The sequence below is a fragment of the Bacillus sp. Marseille-Q3570 genome, assembly GCF_946151055.1.
Taxonomy (GTDB): Bacteria; Bacillota; Bacilli; order Bacillales; family Fictibacillaceae; genus Pseudalkalibacillus.
Genome location: NZ_CAMGYZ010000016.1, coordinates 47,321 through 67,543 on the forward strand (window position 1 = coordinate 47,321; position 20,223 = coordinate 67,543).

The 20,223-nt window shown below is 42.1% G+C and carries 23 protein-coding genes; 5 read left to right on the plus strand and 18 right to left on the minus strand.

What is annotated here, in order from left to right; translation table 11 throughout:
- Window positions 1–209: 209 nt before the first annotated feature.
- Window positions 210–410, plus strand: coding sequence for a hypothetical protein (locus tag N8M93_RS18860; RefSeq protein ID WP_261134185.1), 201 nt, complete (start codon window positions 210–212; stop codon window positions 408–410).
- 28 nt (window positions 411–438) lie between these two features.
- On the opposite strand, the gene N8M93_RS18865 is transcribed toward N8M93_RS18860, so the two are convergent.
- Together N8M93_RS18865 and nadE are read right to left on the minus strand one after the other, a co-directional pair.
- Window positions 439–711 carry a hypothetical protein gene (locus N8M93_RS18865; protein ID WP_261134186.1) on the minus strand — a complete coding sequence of 91 codons (273 nt, stop codon included), beginning with the start codon at window positions 709–711 and terminating at the stop codon, window positions 439–441.
- Window positions 712–847: 136 nt separating this feature from the next.
- A complete protein-coding gene (gene nadE, locus N8M93_RS18870) occupies window positions 848–1,672 on the minus strand; it encodes an ammonia-dependent NAD(+) synthetase (protein ID WP_261134187.1) in 825 nt (274 codons plus the stop codon).
- 247 nt (window positions 1,673–1,919) lie between these two features.
- On the opposite strand from nadE, the gene N8M93_RS22925 reads away from it, so the two are divergent.
- Window positions 1,920–2,003 (plus strand): putative holin-like toxin, encoded by an 84-nt coding sequence (locus N8M93_RS22925; protein WP_369010071.1) that lies wholly within the window; start codon window positions 1,920–1,922, stop codon window positions 2,001–2,003.
- 251 nt (window positions 2,004–2,254) lie between these two features.
- Here the strand turns inward: N8M93_RS22925 and N8M93_RS18875 are convergent, their stop codons facing one another.
- Both N8M93_RS18875 and N8M93_RS18880 read right to left on the minus strand, forming a co-directional pair.
- A complete protein-coding gene (locus N8M93_RS18875; RefSeq protein WP_261134188.1) occupies window positions 2,255–2,641 on the minus strand; it encodes a DUF302 domain-containing protein in 387 nt (128 codons plus the stop codon).
- Between the two features lie 109 nt (window positions 2,642–2,750).
- Window positions 2,751–3,320: a class I SAM-dependent methyltransferase gene (locus N8M93_RS18880; RefSeq protein ID WP_261134189.1), complete on the minus strand. Its 570-nt coding sequence runs from the start codon at window positions 3,318–3,320 to the stop codon at window positions 2,751–2,753.
- A 97-nt stretch (window positions 3,321–3,417) separates the two neighbouring features.
- On the opposite strand from N8M93_RS18880, the gene N8M93_RS18885 reads away from it, so the two are divergent.
- Window positions 3,418–3,585, plus strand: coding sequence for a hypothetical protein (locus N8M93_RS18885; RefSeq protein WP_261134190.1), 168 nt, complete (start codon window positions 3,418–3,420; stop codon window positions 3,583–3,585).
- Here the strand turns inward: N8M93_RS18885 and N8M93_RS18890 are convergent.
- From N8M93_RS18890 to N8M93_RS18935, 10 genes are all read right to left on the minus strand, one after another.
- Window positions 3,578–4,357 carry a sulfite exporter TauE/SafE family protein gene (locus N8M93_RS18890; protein WP_261134191.1) on the minus strand — a complete coding sequence of 260 codons (780 nt, stop codon included), beginning with the start codon at window positions 4,355–4,357 and terminating at the stop codon, window positions 3,578–3,580. The genes N8M93_RS18885 and N8M93_RS18890 overlap by 8 nt on opposite strands.
- A 95-nt stretch (window positions 4,358–4,452) precedes the next feature.
- Window positions 4,453–4,680: a sulfurtransferase TusA family protein gene (locus N8M93_RS18895; RefSeq protein WP_261134192.1), complete on the minus strand. Its 228-nt coding sequence runs from the start codon at window positions 4,678–4,680 to the stop codon at window positions 4,453–4,455.
- Window positions 4,681–4,730: 50 nt separating this feature from the next.
- Window positions 4,731–5,864, minus strand: coding sequence for an MBL fold metallo-hydrolase (locus tag N8M93_RS18900; RefSeq protein WP_261134193.1), 1,134 nt, complete (start codon window positions 5,862–5,864; stop codon window positions 4,731–4,733).
- A 15-nt stretch (window positions 5,865–5,879) separates the two neighbouring features.
- Window positions 5,880–6,443: a sulfurtransferase TusA family protein gene (locus N8M93_RS18905; protein ID WP_261134194.1), complete on the minus strand. Its 564-nt coding sequence runs from the start codon at window positions 6,441–6,443 to the stop codon at window positions 5,880–5,882.
- Between the two features lie 23 nt (window positions 6,444–6,466).
- A complete protein-coding gene (locus N8M93_RS18910; protein WP_261134195.1) occupies window positions 6,467–6,787 on the minus strand; it encodes a rhodanese-like domain-containing protein in 321 nt (106 codons plus the stop codon).
- A 62-nt stretch (window positions 6,788–6,849) separates the two neighbouring features.
- The gene (locus N8M93_RS18915; protein ID WP_261134197.1) at window positions 6,850–7,335 is read right to left on the minus strand and encodes a DsrE/DsrF/DrsH-like family protein; all 486 of its coding nucleotides are present in this window, start codon (window positions 7,333–7,335) and stop codon (window positions 6,850–6,852) included.
- Window positions 7,336–7,466: 131 nt separating this feature from the next.
- Window positions 7,467–7,727, minus strand: a complete 261-nt coding sequence (locus N8M93_RS18920; protein ID WP_261134198.1) for a metal-sensitive transcriptional regulator — start codon at window positions 7,725–7,727, stop codon at window positions 7,467–7,469.
- A gap of 447 nt (window positions 7,728–8,174) precedes the next feature.
- Window positions 8,175–10,307, minus strand: coding sequence for a heavy metal translocating P-type ATPase (locus N8M93_RS18925; RefSeq protein WP_314728312.1), 2,133 nt, complete (start codon window positions 10,305–10,307; stop codon window positions 8,175–8,177).
- Entirely contained in the window at window positions 10,294–10,668 is a 375-nt protein-coding gene (locus tag N8M93_RS18930; protein WP_261134199.1) for a metalloregulator ArsR/SmtB family transcription factor, read from the minus strand. The genes N8M93_RS18925 and N8M93_RS18930 overlap by 14 nt, the downstream gene beginning before the upstream one ends.
- 387 nt (window positions 10,669–11,055) lie before the next feature.
- Complete coding sequence (locus N8M93_RS18935) at window positions 11,056–11,712, minus strand: Type 1 glutamine amidotransferase-like domain-containing protein (protein ID WP_261134200.1); 657 nt, start codon at window positions 11,710–11,712, stop codon at window positions 11,056–11,058.
- A 160-nt stretch (window positions 11,713–11,872) separates the two neighbouring features.
- Here N8M93_RS18935 and N8M93_RS18940 point away from each other — a divergent pair, with 160 nt between their 5' ends.
- The gene (locus N8M93_RS18940) at window positions 11,873–13,426 is read left to right on the plus strand and encodes a hypothetical protein (protein WP_261134201.1); all 1,554 of its coding nucleotides are present in this window, start codon (window positions 11,873–11,875) and stop codon (window positions 13,424–13,426) included.
- Between the two features lie 306 nt (window positions 13,427–13,732).
- Here N8M93_RS18940 and argH read toward each other — a convergent pair whose 3' ends face one another.
- Together argH and N8M93_RS18950 are read right to left on the minus strand one after the other, a co-directional pair.
- Window positions 13,733–15,121: an argininosuccinate lyase gene (gene argH, locus N8M93_RS18945; protein ID WP_261134202.1), complete on the minus strand. Its 1,389-nt coding sequence runs from the start codon at window positions 15,119–15,121 to the stop codon at window positions 13,733–13,735.
- A complete protein-coding gene (locus N8M93_RS18950; RefSeq protein ID WP_261134203.1) occupies window positions 15,114–16,349 on the minus strand; it encodes an argininosuccinate synthase in 1,236 nt (411 codons plus the stop codon). Before N8M93_RS18950 ends, argH begins: the two co-directional genes overlap by 8 nt.
- Before the next feature lie 688 nt (window positions 16,350–17,037).
- Here N8M93_RS18950 and N8M93_RS18955 point away from each other — a divergent pair.
- Window positions 17,038–17,790, plus strand: coding sequence for a SurA N-terminal domain-containing protein (locus tag N8M93_RS18955; RefSeq protein WP_261134204.1), 753 nt, complete (start codon window positions 17,038–17,040; stop codon window positions 17,788–17,790).
- Between the two features lie 107 nt (window positions 17,791–17,897).
- Here the strand turns inward: N8M93_RS18955 and N8M93_RS18960 are convergent, their stop codons facing one another.
- Together N8M93_RS18960 and N8M93_RS18965 are read right to left on the minus strand one after the other, a co-directional pair.
- Entirely contained in the window at window positions 17,898–18,947 is a 1,050-nt protein-coding gene (locus N8M93_RS18960) for an iron ABC transporter permease (RefSeq protein ID WP_261134205.1), read from the minus strand.
- Window positions 18,944–19,954: an iron ABC transporter permease gene (locus tag N8M93_RS18965; protein WP_261134206.1), complete on the minus strand. Its 1,011-nt coding sequence runs from the start codon at window positions 19,952–19,954 to the stop codon at window positions 18,944–18,946. Before N8M93_RS18965 ends, N8M93_RS18960 begins: the two co-directional genes overlap by 4 nt.
- Window positions 19,955–20,223: the final 269 nt, after the last annotated feature.

Consider the following 20,223-nt stretch of genomic DNA (forward strand, 5'->3'; position numbering starts at 1 on the left):
TATTGATGCAGCCAAGGACAATTTCAACAGCCTTTCATTGGGCTTATACGGCTTTGATTTATTTTATCCTCTCATTCATTCTTTATCTTTTTTTACAATGGATAAGCCGGTCGGGAAGGTCTGGTTTTCGCAAAAAGTTAGTTACTTTCACTCGGATATACATACGATTCCATGTCGCTGCTGCCCTCCTGGGAGTAACATCACTTCTGATGCATGTGGTAATCATGGTGCAATTCGGATTGATGTGGTCAAGGGAAGGAATATCCGGAATGATCGCCATCGGGGGTCTTTCCGCCCTACTTTTAACAGGTTATCTTCGGAAGCGGAAATCATCCGGCAAGCGTCGTAGATTCCACCGCTATGCAGCTTATCTTTTTTTGTTTTTCGTACTTATCCATATGATGCTCTGAAAATTTAACGGATACTTTTGAATTGTTGTTAAATTGATTTCGGTTTCTTAAGCGAAATTCGCGACAATAGAGCGTTTACCACGACACTCCTGCGGGAAAAGCGAGCCAGGGCGAGAAACAAAGAGCCATGATTAAAGTTAACAGACATCAGAGCCGTTATTTGTGACAAAACCGCTGTTTCTGAAACTTTAACGGACACCACAGCCGTTATTTGTGAACAAAGCAGCTGATTTCCTTTTATATTTGCGAAATAAGGTCCCTGATGTCCGTTAAGTTTGTAAATTTCCATCATATTGGCCAAATAACGTCTCCTGTGTCCGTTAACGGGGTAGTACAACTCGGTTAGGGAGTGAATTTCGAAGTCATTACAGCTTTTTTAATTTAAAAACCACGGAAAGAATATAAATTCTCCGTGGTTTTCTCTGCTTATCAACTATTCAGCTTTTCCACCAGTCATCGTATAGGGTAACTTCTCCTTCACGCTTATGACGGGTTTTCAAATAATGGTTTTCAAGGGTATTCTTTGCCTCTGGATCAATTTCTTTACCCTCTAAATAGTCATCAATCTGTTCATAGGTAATACCAAGTGCTTCTTCATCCGGTAGTCCAGGACGGTCATCCTCAAGATCCGCAGTAGGGACTTTCGTATATAGCGCTTCAGGAGAACCCATCTGTTTCAACAGCATTTTTCCTTGCCTCTTGTTCAGACCGAATAATGGGGCAATATCACATGCACCATCGCCATGCTTCGTGAAGAAACCTGTTACTGCTTCTGCACCATGATCGGTTCCAATCACCAGAAGATTATGATGCGCTGCAAGATCATACTGGACCTTCATACGTTCACGCGCTTTCGTATTCCCTTTCAAAAAGTCACTCAGTTCTTCTCCTATGCCTTCCCTGAACGCACGATACGAAGCATCGACAGCTTCCTTTATATTGAAGGTTACGGTTTGATCTGGACCGATGAACTCAAGGGCTTTTTGCGCGTCATCCTCATCCTTTTGCACGCCATAAGGCAGCCGCATTGCTATGAACGTGTAGTTCTCTCCCGTTTCTTCACGTAATTGTCCAACAGCGATTTGGGCAAGTTTCCCAGCAAGAGTAGAGTCTTGTCCACCGCTGATTCCGAGGACATAGCCTTTCATTCCAGTCTTTCTCGCATATTCCTTTAAAAAGTCGACGCGTCGTTCAATTTCTTGTTCAGGTAAAATGCTTGGTTTTATGTGTAATTCCTTAATGATTTCATTTTGTAAACTCACACTTTTCCCTCCATAAAGAATATTGAAGTCTACAGATACCATACCCTATTATGTCTCCTATACACGGCAACCGCGACTTTCAGCCTATAAAAAGGTTTTCATACATACTAGCAGTAGGTTTGGACGCCGCATAACTGGTCCATATGTATCATGAGAAATTTTACCAATAATGATAGAATTGTATAAATACGATAAGTTTCGGTACTCAAGGACGGTCGGCACTACACTCGAAAGGGGTGGTGTAATAATGACGGTATTTCAAACGTTGATGGTTACCATCTCGTTTGCCACGTTGATTATCAGCGTATTGTCATTCCCGTATAAAAAATAGACCGTCCTTGAGCTGCTCACTTTAGGTCACGGTCTACTCTAGTCCAAGCCGGTCCCCTTGAGGGAAAAGCTTATCGTATGATACGCAGGTGTTCGCAGCACCTGCGTTTTCATTTTCTAAAAACCTTTTTTTATTATAACACCACTATCTCAGGTTGTCATCGCAAAAATCAACAGTTTCTGAAAATTGTAACTATCTTGTAATCCGCGATCAAGAATCACACAAAAACATTATATGTCTTCATTCAGAATTTAGACGCTGGATTTATCCATACATGCAATCAGTCGTTTCTCGATATCCTCTGCCATATCGGTGATTTGTGCATCGTCGACCATCGTTACGAGGGATGTCGGTTTTGGCATTCCGATCTTCGTCACGCCATCATCTTCATAAACAACCATTTTACACGGCAGGAAATAGCCGACCATTACATTTTGATTCAAAACACGTTGCGCTTCCTTCGGGTTACACACTTCTAAAATCCTGAAATCTCTGTCGAATTCTAGTCCTTTGTTGTTCAAGGTATTCTTCAGATCAAAGTTCCATAGAACCCCGAAGTGCTCTTCCTTCAATTGCTTTTCCAATGTTTCGCAAGCTTCATCGATCGATTGATTTGTTTTTACCGTATAATGAAACATCCACTACATCTCCTTTTACTAATTGATTATGGGTTCATTATACCCTGTATCGTATTATTCAGTTTCCCTATTTACTTCAAGGTTAAACGATTGATTGTATTCCGGACCTTCAATTCATAGTGGCTTTAATGCCATATGTTTTTCCATCACGATACAGCATTTGACCTTTGAACCCATTTTCTTGCAAGAGTGAAAGAAATCGTTCTGAAGAAATACGCTCATGCGGTGGCGGACCCATCTCAGGATTTTCTTCAACTTCCCAATCAAGGATAAAAAGCTGTCCACCCTTTATCATAATTCGATTTATTTCTTCAAAAGCCTTCTTTAAATTTGAAATTTCATGCATGACAAAAGCACTGAAAACCTTGTTGACACTGTTGCCTTCCATGTTGATTGCTTCAAGATCACTCGTTATGAATTCAATATTGGAGACATTTTCGTCAACCGCATAATCATTCAGCATATTAAGCATTTGAGGTTCGATATCAACTGCGTGTACAGTTGTCACCTTTTTGGCCATGGGAACAGTAAAATACCCATTTCCAGCCCCCAAATCTGCGACACTATCAGCCTGCTCCAAATCAAGGTATGCCAGGATTTTTTCTACTGGCAAGAGTTTTTGTCTTTCAGGACTGAACAACTTCCCCGCTTTTTCAGGTTTAAAACGCTTATCAGACATAAGACCTCTCCTCGTTGCAAATTTTTTCAAAACCACATATAATACCAAGTAAACACATAGGATTTAATTCAACCATAGTGATAGGGGTGAATCTCGAATGAAAACATTACTTCAAGAAAAATGCCCTATATGTGATAAAAGATTGGATTGTTTCAATGAAGGGTTTATGCGTACAGTAATTATCAAGAGCTGTTCAGAAGGACATTACGAGAAAGTCTTCCACCCAGCCCTTGAAACCTTTATTGAAACTCGTAAAATCAGCTGAATATATCAAGCCAAATTTTGATTGAAGTTCCGACGATCAAGGCCGCCAAAAACCATTGAAGGATTTTGGTATTGACCTTCTGACCGGTCTTTGCACCTAATGGTGAAGCAATCAGACTTGCCACAACCATTACGACCGCAGGAACCAAAAGCACTTGACCGGTTGATATTTTCCCGATTGTGGAACCGATCGAAGAGATGAATGTGATTGCAAGCGAAGTAGCAATCGTCATCCTTGTCGGTATTTTCAATACGACGAGCATAATCGGTACAAGTATGAATGCTCCAGCAGCGCCAACGATACCCGCACCGATTCCGACAATCAAAGCCAAGAACGCAGCAAGCCATTTGTTGAACTGCACGTCATCCAACGCCTGGTCATCAAGGCCTTTTTTCGGGATGAACATCATTATCGCTGCGATGGTCGCAAGAATCCCATACGTAATGTTTATCCCACTTTCGTCTAAGAACCTTGACCCGTAAGCACCGATGAAGCTCCCGATCAATACAGCGGTACCCATATAGATGATCAGTGGTTTATTTAAGTAACCACCTTTTCGGTATGCCCATACACCACCGATTGTTGCAAAAAATACCTGTACTGCACTGATTCCTGAAACTTCATGAGAAGTGAACGCTGCGAATCCCAATAATGGCGGGATATATAAGAGCATCGGATATTTGATGATGGACCCACCGATCCCTACCATTCCAGACACATATGAACCGACAAATCCGATTAAGAATATCGTTATGATAAATGCTATATCCATGATTTCTCTCCTCCTAATTAAAAGAAAGCTCAATAAGGGGAATGCATCGGCAGCATTTTACCCATCTTCCCCTTTATTGAGCCTTCTATTTCTATTTAGGCTTTCTTGACCCAGAACTTGAACACTCCGTCTTCTTCAGTATCTTGTAGAAGTTCGTGTCCACCTGATTTCACCCAAGAAGAAAGGTCGCTTTTTGCCCCTTTATCAGTTGCGTGGATCTCAAGAACTTGCCCAGAATCGATTTCATCAATCGCCTTTTTTGTTTTGACGATCGGCATTGGACATGCCAATCCTTTTGCATCTAGTACTTTATCTGAATTCATTTATAAAACCTCCTGATTATATAGTCTTCTGAAAAGACTGTTTCGCCAAATTAACCTTTAACTGCACAACGGTTTGGACCGATTTCCATTTCACGTTGCTCTTCCGTTTCAGGGTTGATCTTCCCCATATTCGTTTCACGGATTTCCTGATAAGCATTTGGTTGAGGTGGTAGATTTTCCGTTACAAGTTTCCGGAATTCCCCTTCGTCTTCCACATTTAACCCAGAGTTCTCCTTATAAAGATCTCCTAGGTTCGCTTTCACAGATCCATCTTCACCAAGCTCTTCGACTTTTGAGAAGTGGGCAGGAAGGACAACCAGGTCATCTGAAAGTTCTTTATATTTGCTATACAAAGTGTCTCTCAAATCACTTACCCAGTCTTCCGCTTTTCCTGCAAGGTCCGGGCGACCGATTGATTTTACGAATAATATATCACCAGTGAGTAGATATTGATCATCTACAATGAATGACGTACTTCCGATCGTATGTCCAGGTGAGTAGATCGGTTGGACTTTTATCGTCGTGTTTCCCACTGTCAGGTCATTTCCTTCTTCAAGCTTGTTGTACTCGAATGTTACTTCTGTCGCGTCCTTTGGAGGCAGGTAGTATTCTGCGTCAAAGATTTCAGCAAGCTTGCGGCCGCCGGAAATGTGATCCGCATGAAGGTGGGTATCTGCAAGATGTTTCACCTTAAGCCCTTTTTCTTTGACAAACAGTTCATAAGGCTCTGTCATACGGTTGCTGTCGATGATCATCGCTTCACCGTCGGACTCGATAAGGTAAGATAAGCAGCCTTTCCCGATACGGACGAACTGATAGATCGCTCCGCCGTCTTTCAAGTCACCAATTTTCACAGGTTCAAGGTGCTCGCTCCAGGATTTCATTCCACCTTGCAAGTAAGAAACATCCTCGAGGCCAGCCTCAACTAGCTGTTCACCTACGAACTTGGAAGAACTCTCTTTCGCGCAAACAACCAAAATTTCTTGGTCTTTAGGAAGCTGATCAAGAATACCATCAACACCTTCTAACAATTCAAAGTATGGCATATTGATGATCTCTACAGCTCCACCTTCGATTTTCCAATCGTTAAAATCACTTTCGTTCCGTACATCAAGAATAAAAAGCTTTTCGTTATTCAATACTTTTTGAGTAATTTCTTTTGCGGTCATTTCTTTAATAGCCATTTTTAAACTACCCCCTTAATCTTCTTTTTCAGTGGGACCATCCCACTCGGACATTCCAGGAATAACGTTTTTCACTTTTGCAAAACCTTTATCTGACAACAATTGGGATGCACGGTCACTACGATTTCCTGTTCTGCAGACAACATAGATGTCGTCTTCTTTATTCAACTCATCCAAACGGTCCTCCAATTCGCCTAATGGAATGGATTTCGCTCCAGGGATACGGCTGAATGCATACTCTGCAGGTTCACGGACATCCAAGACGATGCCGCCTTCTTCAAGCTTCGTTTTCAATTCATCATTCTGGATGACATGAGGATAATTGGTTTCTTCTTTTGTCTCTTCTGGGCTTGCTTTGCGAAGATAGTGCTTCAGGACATCTCCTTCTTCCTTTGTGCCAAGGTATTGATGACCTGTCGATTTCGCCCAGCTCGCAATATCCGCAGTCGATCCTTTATCTGTCGCTTGGACTTCCAGGACCTGACCTGCTTCCATTTCTCCAATCGTCTTTTTCGTTTTTACAATCGGCATTGGACATGCAAGTCCTTTCGCATCCAATACTTTGTCTGTATTAATCATGTGTGAAGCCTCCTTCTGAGTGATTAACGATTTGATAATTCTCCATTCCAATTCATCAAGCCGCCTTTCATATTAAAGACGGAATACCCTTCTCCCTCAAGAAACTTTGCAGCCTTCCCGCTTCGGTTTCCTGAACGACATACCATGATGTGTTCCTTATCTTTAGGAATCTCATTCGTACGGTCTGAAATTTCACCAAGAGGAATATGTTTCGCCCCTGGAATCATTCCGTTTGCTACTTCTTCATCTTCTCGTACGTCGATGATACTAATATCTTTGATTTCTTTTCGCTTCTTATCGACTTCTTCTGGAGTGATCGTTTTAACACTGTTGAATCCAAACATGAGTTACCTCCTTTTGGCGATTTGCAGATACTATACCTCGTAGGGTATTATTTCAAACAAAACTAAATAAAGAGATTTACTTTCCCTTCGTTTGCTTCTCCAAGGTAAGCTGCAACTCCGGCATAGTTGATATCATCCAGCAGTTCTTCTTTTTGAAGACCTAAAAGATCCATTGTCATTGTACATGCGACAAGATTGACACCTTGTTCTTGAGCCATTTCCACAAGTTCCGGAAGAGACATGGCATTATGCTTTTTCATAACATGCTTGATCATTTTCGGTCCCATACCAGCCATGTTCATTTTAGATAAGCCTAGTTTCTTTGCCCCGCGAGGCATCATCTTACCGAACATCTTTTCAAGCATTCCTTTTTTCACTGGCACCTGTTCGTCTTTACGTAGTGCATTCAATCCCCAGAATGTATGGAAGATTGTCACCTCATGGTCATAGGCCGCAGCACCATTCGCAATGATATAAGCCGCAATGGCCTTATCAAGGTCTCCACTGAATAATACAATTGTAGTCTTGTCTTTTTTTACTTCTGTCATCGTTATTCCTCCTTAAAAAGTTTATACATATACCCGTATAGGTATTATTTTTCTTAAAAATAAAAAGGTGTTGTTTTATACCCCTAAGGGTATACTACTACGCATTCAAATGAATGTCAACACCTGAATTTTCATCTGCTTTTGACAAGTAGATTGACTGCTTCTTTAATAAGATCGTCCGTGTTTTCACCTTTATCCAGTTGCTCTCTCACACACTGTTCGAGGTTTGTTCCAACGACCAGACCTATTGTACGGTCCAACGCACTTCTGATAGCTGACATTTGTGTCACTATATCTTTACAATCTTTTTCTTCTTCCATCATTTTAAGAACACCGCGTACTTGTCCTTCAATACGTTTTACGCGGTTTTTCATTTGATCATTATATTCCACGAGGTACAACCTCCTTTATTTCAATGTTCAATAATACCCGTATAGGTATATTACAACATTTTCTCTGAAGATGCAAATCACCTTATTAACACCTCTATTGTACAATACATGTTTCATAAAGAAAACGTGAGAGGTTGTACTATAAGTGCTGAAGATGGGCGTAACATCAAGACACCTTGTTGAAGGAACAATCGTTAACGGACACAGGAGACCTTATTTGGGCAATATATTGGAAATTTACAAACTTAACGGACACCAGTGCTTTTATTTCGCTAAAACCTAATAAAAACAACTCATTTTGTCACAATTAACGGCCCTGGTGCCCGCCAAAATTCTGAAACACCGTATTTTAGCACAATTAACGGCTCTGGTGTTCGTTACGATCCTCACAACATTCATCTAAACCAGAAAAGACATCAAAACAACCTCAAATTTTTAGAAAAGTACTTATTCTTTAACTCTTAGCAGTCTTAATCCATTCAATGTAACAAGAAGGGTTGCGCCCATATCTGCAAAGATGGCAATCCACAGGGTCAGCCAGCCTGGCACGACAAGTAAAAGCGCCAACAGCTTTACTCCGATCGAAAAGGCGATGTTCTGCTTGATGATCGAAAGCGTTTTTCTGCTAAGCTTAATGGTATATGGAAGTTTGCGCAAGTCATCTCCCATCAAAGCGATATCCGCTGTTTCGATGGCTGTATCTGTACCAGCACCGCCCATGGCAATTCCGACGGTAGAGGACGCAAGGGCAGGAGCGTCATTTACACCATCCCCGACCATCGCGACTTTCCCAAACCGCTGTTCATATTCTTTAATGTAATTTAATTTTTCTTCAGGAAGCAGTTCTGCTTTTATGGTAGAAATGTTGATTTGCTGCCCGATGCTGTTTGCTGTCAGCTGATGGTCCCCAGTAAGCATGATCGTATTTGTGATATTCAGATCATGAAGTGCTTTCACGACTTCGGCACTTTCATCGCGTATTGTATCCGCTACTGCAACGAGCGCAAGCAGATGCTCTTCTGTCCCGACCGCCAGTACGGTTTTCCCTTCAGAACGAAGTCGATCGATGATGATGTGTGTATCACTTTCAGGTTGTATATTCATATCATCAGTAAATAATGCAAGACTTCCAGCATAGTATACAGTCTGATTGATCGTTCCTTTTATACCCTTACCGGTAAGCGATTGAAAATTCTCGATATCATCATCTGTTTGCTTCTCAATACCCATCTCTTCAGCTTTCTTCAGGATTGCAGAGGCTAAAGGGTGCTGCGAGCTGCTTTCAAGAAAAGCAGCAATCCGGATAATTTCAGAATCCTTGTATTCGGCCAGCGTAATAATATCGTTGACTTCAGGGATTCCCTTTGTCAATGTTCCTGTTTTATCAAAAGCGATTGATTTCAACTTCCCAGCTTCCTCTAAATAGACACCGCCTTTTACTAACACACCGTTCCGTGCAGCATTGCCAACTGCTGTCACTATGGAAACAGGTGTAGAAATCACGAGTGCACAAGGACAGCCGACCACCAGGACAGCCAGCCCTTGATAGATCCATTCTTCCCAGCTTCCCCCTAGTAATGGCGGAATTACCGCTACCCCTATCGCCACTAAAATGATGGCGGGGGTATAATATTTTGCGAACCGATCTACAAATGATTGGGATGGAGCCCGCTCTTCTTGTGCTTCTTCGACGAGATGGATGATCTTCGCTAACGTCGTATCCTCCACCCGCTTTGTTACTTCAACTTCTAAATAGCCATCTTCATTCAATGTTCCAGCAAAAGCTTCATCGCCTACAGATAGATGGACTGGAACAGATTCGCCAGTTATCGCAGACTGGTTCACGAACGATCCGCCTTTCGAAACGACTCCATCCATGGCTAGCTTTTGCCCAGGTAAAACAATCATCGTATCTCCGACCTGCACGTCCTCTACAGGGATTGTCATTTCCTGATTGTTTCGCAGGACAGTCGCTTCCTTTGGGGCGATTTCCATCAATCCACGGATTGACTGACGTGCTTTTTCCATCGAATAAGCTTCAAGGATTTCACTGATTGCGAAAAGGATGACAACCATGGCCCCTTCACCCCATTCACCGATCAAAGCAGCTCCGATGATTGCGATTGTCATGAGCGTCCTCATATCGAAATCAAGACGAAGCAGGTTTCTAAAACCTGCCTGGAATAAACGATATCCCCCCACAAGGATGGATCCTGCATAAAAGCCATTAGCTAATAATGATCCTTCCCCGTATCCAAAACTGATCATCCATCCGACAATCAAAAGAATTCCTGCCAAAACGACATTCCAATGACGTTTCAAAAACGGTTCTTTCTTCTCTTCTTCCTTCAAATGGTCAGGGCGGACCTTCAGGTTTTCAAAAGCCCCTGCCTTTTCAATCTCATTTACATTTGTGTCACCTATAACTGTAAGCTTTGAAGCTGTAAAATTCACTTTTGCATCCAAAACACCATCCAGGCGTTTTACGTTCGTTTCGAACTTTTTGGCACAGTTTGCTCAGGTGAATCCTGAGATCCTATAGATGTGCTGTTTCGTTTCATTCACCTTAGCTTGTTGCAAGATGCTTCCCCTCCTCTAAATGAGAGAATGCTGTCTGTATTATTTGCCTTACATGATCATCATCCAATGAGTAGTACACCAGCTTTCCGACTTTCCGATATTTTGCAAGTCCCATATTCCGAAGCAATCTCAGATGGTGGGAAGCCGTTGCAACTGTACAATCAACGATATTTGATACATCGCATACGCATAGTTCTTCCTCGATTGATAATGCATAAGCGATTTTGATTCGTGTATCATCGGATAAGGCTTTGAAAACTTTCGCCGCTGACATGGTATCTTTTCCTTCTATATCAGCTTTTATCCGATTCACTTTATCTTCATGCACACAATTGACTTTACAAACATCGTCTTTCGCCACTTTATTCACCTCTCACCTTTTCATTCAAACGTTCTTTTGAATATTAGTATATAAGGTATGGTGTAATGACGTCAAACATTACGGTTGCTGGTATCAAAAGGTCCTATACATACCCCACAGCAGATTGCACATAAAAAAGACCCAAAAGTGCAGTCACTTTTGGGTCACCCTCTTTTGTAATCCTTATCTTCTTTTATTCTTTCTTGTCATTTCAATGATGATCTTTTCGATTTCGTAGAAGTTAAACATGGAATCCGCTCCCTTTTCGAGTTTGTTTTGTTACTCTTAGTTTACGGAATTCCCTTTGTTTATTAACCGGTCAACAGATTGGATTTCCCTCCGCCTCTAGATTGATTTTATTCTCCGTCTACGTCCTAAGCCGATTCACTAACCCTTGTATTTTTCATCGACTCTGAAGTCAGCTCTTCTTATTTTCCCGTAACATTTCAGTTTTCCTTTTTCGATCACAATACCCGCTCGATCCTGACATACGTACAGAGGTATTGATGAACGGGTCATGAATGTTTCCAACTCTTCTGTCATACAAATCCGGTCTATAAAATGTGGTAAGAAATGAAGCTGAGCTAAGTTGAGTGCCTCAAAATCAGTAAGTCGGACATCGTTTGGATCCAAAAATTGCGCAACCTCGATTGTCGGCGACATCATCATCGCACCTGCACTTACCCCGATCAAGACGCCACCGGTTTTTACAAAGTCCTGTAGAAAAGACATCATGTTCCTCGAACGTAGATTTTTCAAAAAATAATATGTATTTCCACCAGATAAATAAATCGCATCGCAAGACGATAACGCTTCCAGGTTTTCGGGTTCATATTCTTTATCGATATCAAAATAAACAAATTGATCAAAACCAAACCGTTGCAAATTCGGTTTCATACGATTGAAGTAATGTTTTGTTGCATCGTATTGTGATGGGATATATCCTAATTTAGAACCTTTCCCTGAGACAATTTGCCTGATCCTTTTCTCCAACTCTTCATCTAGATGTTCGTCGATATTGCTCAACATAATCAAATGACTCATATTAAGACTTCTCCTTTATGCTTCCTTATATGTACTTTCTTCTTCATACGAATGATCCCTTTTCTATATGTAAAAATGAAACTATTATTCTTCTAAACCGTATGATACGATGTAACAAAAAACATACATATTTTGGAACACACCAAAAGGGGGGATGGTAGTGGTTCAACATGTTAAGAAAAAACGCACAATCTATTTACCCGTGATTCTTCTTTTCCTATTAATCGGGTTGTTGACTTTTCACCATGCAATGAAGGAACGGGATCTGACTCCGGATGGTCTCAGTCGCAATACAGAAATTGTCGATGGGGTGAACGGGAAGATCCTTACAGCTAATAAAGTCGATTCCGGTTATGATATACACTTTAATGAAAATGGCAAGCTCGCGAACGTCCATGTCAATGAAAAATTGGAAGTGACACATAAAGAAACGCTTCCGATTGAGGTAGGTCTAACGGCTACTATATGGGCAAAGAACAATACTGCCTATTTTATTGAAGATCAAGCGTTGACTTATTTCGATGGGAAAGAGAAACAGACGATCGTTGACAAGGTAGATGGTTTCGAAGCCTCTGATACTCATCTCTATTATTGGAAAAAAGATATGATTTTTAAGCTTGATTCTACAACCAATACTTCAGAGCAGCTGGTAATAACTGATCAGCCAGTCTCTAATGTATTTGCAAGTGATCAGAAAGGACTTTTTGCAGTAACAAGTAAAATAGATGAATATACCACTCAAGTATCGGTATATAAAACTGATGAAGAAAACGTTAACGAATCATTGAAATTCGATATCAATTCCATAAGCGGGGAGAATGTGACAGATATCGATCTCGCTGAAAATGAAGATGGACTGCACCTTATCTACCAAACAGGCCAGGCCCATGGCGGCACGATTATCGTCAGAGGACATTACAATCTTTTCAAAACGGCACAAGAAGAACCTTCTTTTAATGAAATTCGAGTCTACGATACTTTTACGAATAGCAGGCAGCGGGTGTTCGACAATATGAACCTTGTCATCACTGAGAATGGTCCAGAAATATACTTATCGATCAGAAGCATGATCAAACCGAAAATTGAAAGTTGGAACGTTTATCGAGCCTTACCTGAGGATGATGGAAAATGGCTTGCAAGTCACATCAGCACCTCAACCTCTGTATCAAAGAATCACGTCTATGTGGATGAAGGTGAACTTTTCTGGCTGGATACAAGAGGAAAAAGCGCTAAGATCATGGCCGTTTCAGATCACCCTGAACTTGTCGAAAAAGGTGGAAGACTACAAGCATCTGATTGGGTGAATGGCTTCTATACAGGGATGGCGAAGCTGCCATATGGACTGATTCTATTATTAGTTGCCGTCATGTGGCTTGCCCCTGCAATCATTTTCCTATTCTGTGTTTCATTCTGGAATGAAGATGCGATAGAACAGCGCCGCAGCTGGGTTCGATACAGCGCGATCGGTTTATTCACCATTTTTCAATATTTCTTGTTGCAGCGGTTTTTCACACCGATGTTTGAAACCTTTTCACCTATTTACTTATCGTTTCAAATGCATTCGGTAGTAATTCCGATCGTACTTGTCCTTCTAAGTATGTTATTCACAAGACTGGTAAGGAAAAACCACTGGAATCTCTATCAGGAATTCGGTTATTTCGCCCTCTTTCATACTTTGATGATCATCTTTCTGATCTCTCCTTATACGATATAAAGGATATCAGTATTGGTCGTAATAGTTTCACGTTTTGTCGTGATTATATGAAATTATGTTGTGATTTTCCTGGAACCTGTTGCGATTTTCCGGAAACTTGTCGCGATAACCATATCAGAGACTTATACGGACTAGGGTTGGTCAAAATTGCGTATTATTGTCCGTATGAAAGGTTTATACGGACTCTGGCAGCTTAAAAATACGTAGTACTGTCCGTATAAGCTCATTCTAATGTCGTGATTTACTCAGTGATTAAAGACTAAAAAAGGGCGACCCCCTCGTTTACTACGTTGGGTCACCCTTTTTTTATACCTTCTCTACGCTCTTCAGTTTTGTTTCAGCGAGTTCAATCTGTTTCTTGACTTCTGTTTGTCCCGTCCCGCCTGTACTGTTTCTCGCAGCAACGACGTTTTCTGGTGAAAGGACCTCATAGATATCCTCTTCAAATAATGGACTGAATTCCTGATAGACTTCGAACTTAAGGTCTGAGAGATATTTCTTCTGTTGGATTGCGTAAAGGACGATTTGGCCGATGATCGCATGAGCCTCACGGAAAGGCAACCCTTTCGTAACGAGGTAGTCAGCCAGATCAGTGGCATTCGAATAGTCTTCAGTCACAGCCTTTCGCATCGCGCCTGTATTCACCGTCATCGTTTCAATCATCGGTGCCAGAAGCTTCAATGATCCATCCAACGTTTTGACCGTATCGAACATCCCTTCCTTATCTTCCTGCATATCCTTGTTATACGCTAAAGGCAAGCCTTTCAAGACAGTCAACAAACCCATAAGGTTCCCATACGTACGTCCAGTTTTCGCCCGTAAAAGCTCTGGAACGTCAGGGTTCTTTTTTTGCGGCATGATGCTTGAGCCGGTACAGAAAGAATCATCCAATTCAATGAAACCGAATTCCTGACTCGACCAGATCACCATTTCTTCTGAAAGGCGAGATATATGCGTCATCATGATTGAAGCATTCGAGAGAAACTCTAAAATGAAGTCTCTGTCGCTTACCGCATCCATACTGTTCGGATAGATCGAATCGAACTCAAGGATTTCAGCCACTCTCTCCCGATTGATTGAGAACGTCGTACCAGCCAGCGCACCAGCTCCGAGTGGAAGGACATTCACTCTTTTCAAACTATCGACCAATCGTTCCTTGTCTCGCTCGAACATCCAGAAATAGGCCATCAGATGATGGGCGAATGAAATCGGCTGTGCACGCTGTAGATGTGTATAACCAGGTAAAATGGTATCAACATTCGCCTTAGATTGTACCAAGATCGAGTGTTGGACCTGTTCGACAAGCTGGATGATCTCAGTCGTCTTCGTTTTCAAATATAAGTGCATATCCGTTGCGACCTGATCATTCCGGCTGCGCCCTGTGTGCAGTTTCCCACCTACAGTACCGATTTCATCAATCAAGTGCTTTTCGATATTCATATGGATGTCTTCATGTTCAACCGCATATTCAAGCTCTTCATTCTCGATTTTTTTCTTTAATGTTTCGAGACCGTTTTTGATCGTTCCAGCTTCTTCAAGTGAAATGATCTTACATTCCGAAAGCATCTGGACATGCGCGAGACTTCCTTCTATATCCTCTAATGCAAGCTGTTGATCGAATTCAATGGAGGCTGTGAATTTTTCAACAAGCTCATTGGTTTCTTTCGTAAAACGGCCGCCCCAAAGCTTAGCCATACAATTTCTCCTTACTTACCGCCTTAAGACTCGGCTTCTTATTCACTTCTGCATGTACTTTTGTAGAGAGCCCCCATAGTTTGATGAAGCCTACAGCAGCATTGTGATCAAAGAGATCTCCTTCTGAATAGGTCGCTAACTGCTCGTTATATAAACTATGACTTGATTTACGTGCCACAACTGTTGCGTTACCTTTAAAAAGCTTTACTTTGACCGTTCCGCTGACAACCTTTTGGGTTTCATTGATGAAAGCCTCTAATGCAGAACGTATAGGGGAATACCAAAGTCCTTCATACACGAGCTTCGCCATCTGTTGCTCCACCTGTGGCTTGAATTGTGTGACCTCACGAGGTAACGTCAAGAATTCAAGCTCTTTATGTGCATTGATCAACAGCAACGCAGCAGGGTTCTCATACACTTCTCGGGATTTGATTCCGACAAGACGATTTTCAATATGGTCGATTCGACCGTACCCATGTTTTCCGCCGATTTCGTTCAATGTTTCAATCAACTCGACGATCGGTGTCTTTTCACCATTAAGAGCGACAGGTACGCCTTCTTCAAAATCGATTTCGAGATATTCAGGCTCATTAGGCGTCATCTCGATAGGATTCGTCCAATCATACGCATTCTCTGGCGCCTCCGCCCATGGATCTTCAAGGACCCCCGCTTCACAAGCGCGGCCCCAAATATTAGCATCGATTGAAAAAGGATTGTCGAGATTGACCGGGATCGGAATTCCTTTCTCTGCTGCATATGCAATTTCTTCATCACGTGTCATTCCCCATTCACGGACAGGGGCAATCACTTGTAGATCTGGATTCAAAGCCTGGATGGAAACTTCGAATCGTACCTGATCATTCCCTTTTCCAGTACAGCCGTGTGCAACTGCCACTGCACCTTCCTGTTCAGCAACTTCCACCAAAAGCTTCGAAATAAGGGGACGGGATAAGGCAGAGGATAACGGATACTTTCCTTCATACAGACAATTCGATTTCAATGCAGGCATTAAGTATTCTTTTGCTAAAAGGTCCTTCGCATCAACTACGATCGATTTGACAGCACCTACGCTCAGTGCCTTGTTTTTGATTGTTTCTAAGTCTTTCCCTTCACCTACGTCTAAACCAAGTGCAATTACATCATAACCGTATTTTTCTTGTATCCATTTGATCGATACAGAAGTATCCAACCCACCTGAATAAGCTAAAACCACTTTCCCTTTGCTCATTAAGCTCCACTCCTTGTTGTGTATTTTTATTTATTTAAATGTATGTTTATTCAAAGTTAATCAATTGATACTAAATTACTTTATTTCTATACGAATGTCAACACATTTTGAAAAAGAAATCGGTAAGAATTTATAACGTGAATTCATAAGGCTATTTGGGTCCCGCAGGAGTCTGGTATATTTCTTCTGCTTTTGAATTTTTTCAATAAATCACCTTGTGCAAGTTGATTGGAGAGCAAGGTGCGGGATCAGCGTGCCTACTACCTGCATAATCTCCTCGCAAGGCATGCGACGAGGAAGCTCGCTTCGACAGGACTTTCTTGTAGACGCAGGTGCACAAATGCTTCCTTGAAAAGGAGACTCCTGAGGTAGCAGGGCGACGAGTGAGCTCACCGCACGCCCCGTGGAAAGCGAGCATCCTGGAGCGGAAATCAACGTCGTTCAAGAGCAACAATCTTTTAGAAAACAGCCTTTAGAAAACAGCTTTTGATTTTACTTTTTTCGGAATCTGTACTAACATTGGGGACCAAATGGACGAATATTTGGTATAAGATATTTCTTTTTGTAAAATCTACCATATGGAAGCAAAATGCTTAACCTTGTTCGAAGAGTGTAGAATGAGGGGTTCAAAAGTTACCTCAGCTTTCAATTGAGGAATAACAACATTCGTGTGAAAGGGGAATTTTCCTTGAAAAAAATCATGTATACAGCTTTAGTCGCCCTGTTTGCATTCGCTTTAGCAGCATGTGGCGGTAATGAAGAGAGTAAAGGTAACGAAAACAAAGAAGGTCAACAAAAGGACAAAGAGAATAAAGAAAAAACTGAACAAATGGAAGAAATGCAGAAAAAGATGGAAGAACAACAAGTTGATGAAAATAAAGTGGTTGCTACTGTCAATGATGAAGAAATCAAAGGGGCAGATTTCAACCGGGCATTAGGCCAAATGCAAATGCAGTATCAACAAATGGGACAAGATCCTACATCTAAAGAAGTTGCAGACCAATTGAAAAAACAAGTTGTCACAGGTCTTGTGGATTTCGAAGTGATCGTTCAAGAGGCTGAAGCAAAGGGCTATGATGCATCAGAGGATGAAGTAAACAAACAGATCGATCAGATCAAAGGTCAATTTGATGATGAGAAGAAATTCAAGGAAGCATTGAAGACGAACAAGCTGAATGAAGAACAATTGAAAGAACAGATCGCAGCACAAATTCAATATGAAACTTATGTTGAAAAAGAAATCCCTGCTGATGAGGTCTCTGAGGAAGAGTTGAAAAAATATTACGACCAAATGAAAGAGGCCCAAGGAAAACAAGCTCCAAAGTATGAGGAAGTAAAAGATCAACTTAAAAAACAGATGCAACAACAACAGAAGCAAGAAAAGGTAGCCCAAAAAGTGAAAGAATTGAAGAAAGATGCGGACATCAACGTAAAAATCTAAGAAGTATAAAGTAAAGAAGCAGCCGGTCGGCTGCTTCTTTCTTTTGGGCTCTTTTCGTATAGATTGCTGTCTTTGGAAATATACTCGCTTTCCGCCGCTGTCTTTTACTATTGATTCCTTGAACGATAGAGCAAGTAGATGAAGTACGGTGCACCCAATGCCGCCGTGAAAACACCGGCTGGAACTTCAAGTGGTGCGAATGCAGTTCTAGCAATCAAATCCGCACCCATCACGAGGAGTGCTCCTACTAATGCTGATGCAGGAATCAATGCTCCGAATGAAGACCCTACAAGTTTTCGCGCAATGTGCGGTGCCATCAAGCCGACAAATCCGACGCCCCCGACGAAAGCCACTGCACCGCCAGCAAGCGCTGTACTGAAAAGCAATAGGATCAGACGGTCTTTTTGTACGACACTCCCGAACCCTCTTGCAAGATCTTCTCCAAGCTCCTGTACGTTCAACCTACGTGCATACATCCAAACGAATAACAGGAAGATGAGGATCCACGGTGTCAATGTCTTCACCTGATTCCAGTTCGCTCCATTCACACTGCCGGTTATCCAGATTTGAGCTTGAGTGGCCAAATACAATGGTCCGAATAGGATCATCATATTGGTCAGTGCTTGCATCGCTGCTGCAAGACCGATGCCAATCAGTACAAGACGTACAGGATTGACGCCATTTTTCCATGAAAAAATATAGACAAGGAAACCTAGTAATGTCGCCCCGATAAATGCAGCGACCGGCATCCAGTGGATACTCACGGTCAAAGCGTTGCCTCGCCCGCTGAACACTGTTAAGAATGTGACCGCAGCCAATGAAGCTCCCCCTGTGATCCCTATGATATCAGGGGAAGCAAGCGGATTTCGGATAATTCCTTGTAGGATCGCCCCAGATACGGCTAATGCCATTCCAGCAATCAACGCCAATAAGATCCGCGGCAGCCGGAAAGACTTGATGACAAGTTCATTCATCGAGTCTCCCATCCCGAGTAACGTCTTTACTACATCAACTGGATGTATCTGCATCTGCCCTGTGCCTACACTGATGACCAAAAGCACCAGTGTGAGGACAGTCAGCAACATGATGTATAAGACTGCTTTTTTATCTACTAAAAAGGACATCCATTTCGTACGTAAGGGGTGGTATTTACTCACAGTCTATTCAACCCCCTTCTTGCGATGTAAATGAAGAATGGCGTACCAATAAGCGCAGTCATAACTCCGACAGGCACTTCCTTCGGCATGATGACATACCGTGCACCAATATCAGCTAGCAACAGTAATATAGCACCTAATAATCCGCTGTAAGGAATGATCCATTTGTAATTGATGCCGACAAGTCCTCTTGCAATATGAGGGATGACGATACCGATGAAGCCGATCGGACCTGCTATTGCTACCGCAGAACCCGCAAGCAATACGATGACCACTGCTGCACTGATTTTGACGAGGACCGTATTTTGACCAAGTCCCGCTGCCACATCGTCCCCCATCGAAAGTGTATTCATCTGCCCAGTAATCAACAAGGACCCTATCCAGCCGACAATAAGATACGGCAGCATTGCAGTCAGGATGCCGAGCTTACGTCCCTCAATGGAACCGGTCAGCCAAAACAAAACTTCCTCCAACGCTTTTTCATCCAATGCAAGCATACCCTGTGTCATGGAAGCGAACATCGCTGCCATCGCCGCTCCAGCAAGGGTCAATTTTACAGGTGTAAGCCCGTCCCTACCTAGTGAGCCTAGTAAATAGACAATTAAGGAAGTGACCATTGCCCCAAAGAAAGCGATCCACGCAAATTGATGGATAGATGATATGGAAAAGAACGTGACGGCAACAACGATGAAAAAACCAGCTCCGGCATTGATACCGAAAATACTCGGTGATGCCAATGGATTCCTTGTGATCCCCTGCATCAACGCCCCTGCTATCGCCAGACTTGCACCGACTGCAGCACCGATGAGCGCTCGCGGCACACGACTTTCTTGAATAATGATATGGGCATTCGAGCCATCAAATTGGGTGAAGGATTCAATCACCATCCCCCAATTGACACTCGTATAACCGTATACGACACTGCATCCGATGAAAAAGACGACTAAGAAGACCCCCGCGAGGAGACCGAACAACTTCTTCATATTCGTATTTAAAAGTTCCCTCATATGTATAAACCTTTCTTTTGTATCCTTTTTAAAATTTATAAATGTGGATTTCTATAAGAAAATTTTCATCAAGCGAAATTCCCGACACTCCTGCGGGGAATACGGGCCAGGCGAGAACCTGGTGACCTTCGTGACTTAACGTATCGCTTCCGCACTACCGTTTGCCCGCGGAAAGGGAGTGAATTTAAAACCTTCCCTATTTAAGTCTATTCTTGCTGGGCTTAACTGTCAATGATAATCATTATCAATTTCTTATTGACAAAGGGAAA

Bases quoted from the DNA above. Each gene is read 5' to 3' on its own strand.
- N8M93_RS18860 (WP_261134185.1), top strand. From the start codon at position 210: ATGCATGTGGTAATCATGGTGCAATTCGGATTGATGTGGTCAAGGGAA.
- N8M93_RS22925 (WP_369010071.1), top strand. From the start codon at position 1,920: ATGACGGTATTTCAAACGTTGATGGTTACCATCTCGTTTGCCACGTTG.
- N8M93_RS18875 (WP_261134188.1), bottom strand. From the start codon at position 2,641: ATGTTTCATTATACGGTAAAAACAAATCAATCGATCGATGAAGCTTGC.
- N8M93_RS18880 (WP_261134189.1), bottom strand. From the start codon at position 3,320: ATGTCTGATAAGCGTTTTAAACCTGAAAAAGCGGGGAAGTTGTTCAGT.
- N8M93_RS18885 (WP_261134190.1), top strand. From the start codon at position 3,418: ATGAAAACATTACTTCAAGAAAAATGCCCTATATGTGATAAAAGATTG.
- N8M93_RS18890 (WP_261134191.1), bottom strand. From the start codon at position 4,357: ATGGATATAGCATTTATCATAACGATATTCTTAATCGGATTTGTCGGT.
- N8M93_RS18895 (WP_261134192.1), bottom strand. From the start codon at position 4,680: ATGAATTCAGATAAAGTACTAGATGCAAAAGGATTGGCATGTCCAATG.
- N8M93_RS18900 (WP_261134193.1), bottom strand. From the start codon at position 5,864: ATGGCTATTAAAGAAATGACCGCAAAAGAAATTACTCAAAAAGTATTG.
- N8M93_RS18905 (WP_261134194.1), bottom strand. From the start codon at position 6,443: ATGATTAATACAGACAAAGTATTGGATGCGAAAGGACTTGCATGTCCA.
- N8M93_RS18910 (WP_261134195.1), bottom strand. From the start codon at position 6,787: ATGTTTGGATTCAACAGTGTTAAAACGATCACTCCAGAAGAAGTCGAT.
- N8M93_RS18915 (WP_261134197.1), bottom strand. From the start codon at position 7,335: ATGACAGAAGTAAAAAAAGACAAGACTACAATTGTATTATTCAGTGGA.
- N8M93_RS18935 (WP_261134200.1), bottom strand. From the start codon at position 11,712: ATGAGTCATTTGATTATGTTGAGCAATATCGACGAACATCTAGATGAA.
- argH (WP_261134202.1), bottom strand. From the start codon at position 15,121: ATGGCTAAGCTTTGGGGCGGCCGTTTTACGAAAGAAACCAATGAGCTT.
- N8M93_RS18950 (WP_261134203.1), bottom strand. From the start codon at position 16,349: ATGAGCAAAGGGAAAGTGGTTTTAGCTTATTCAGGTGGGTTGGATACT.
- N8M93_RS18965 (WP_261134206.1), bottom strand. From the start codon at position 19,954: ATGAGGGAACTTTTAAATACGAATATGAAGAAGTTGTTCGGTCTCCTC.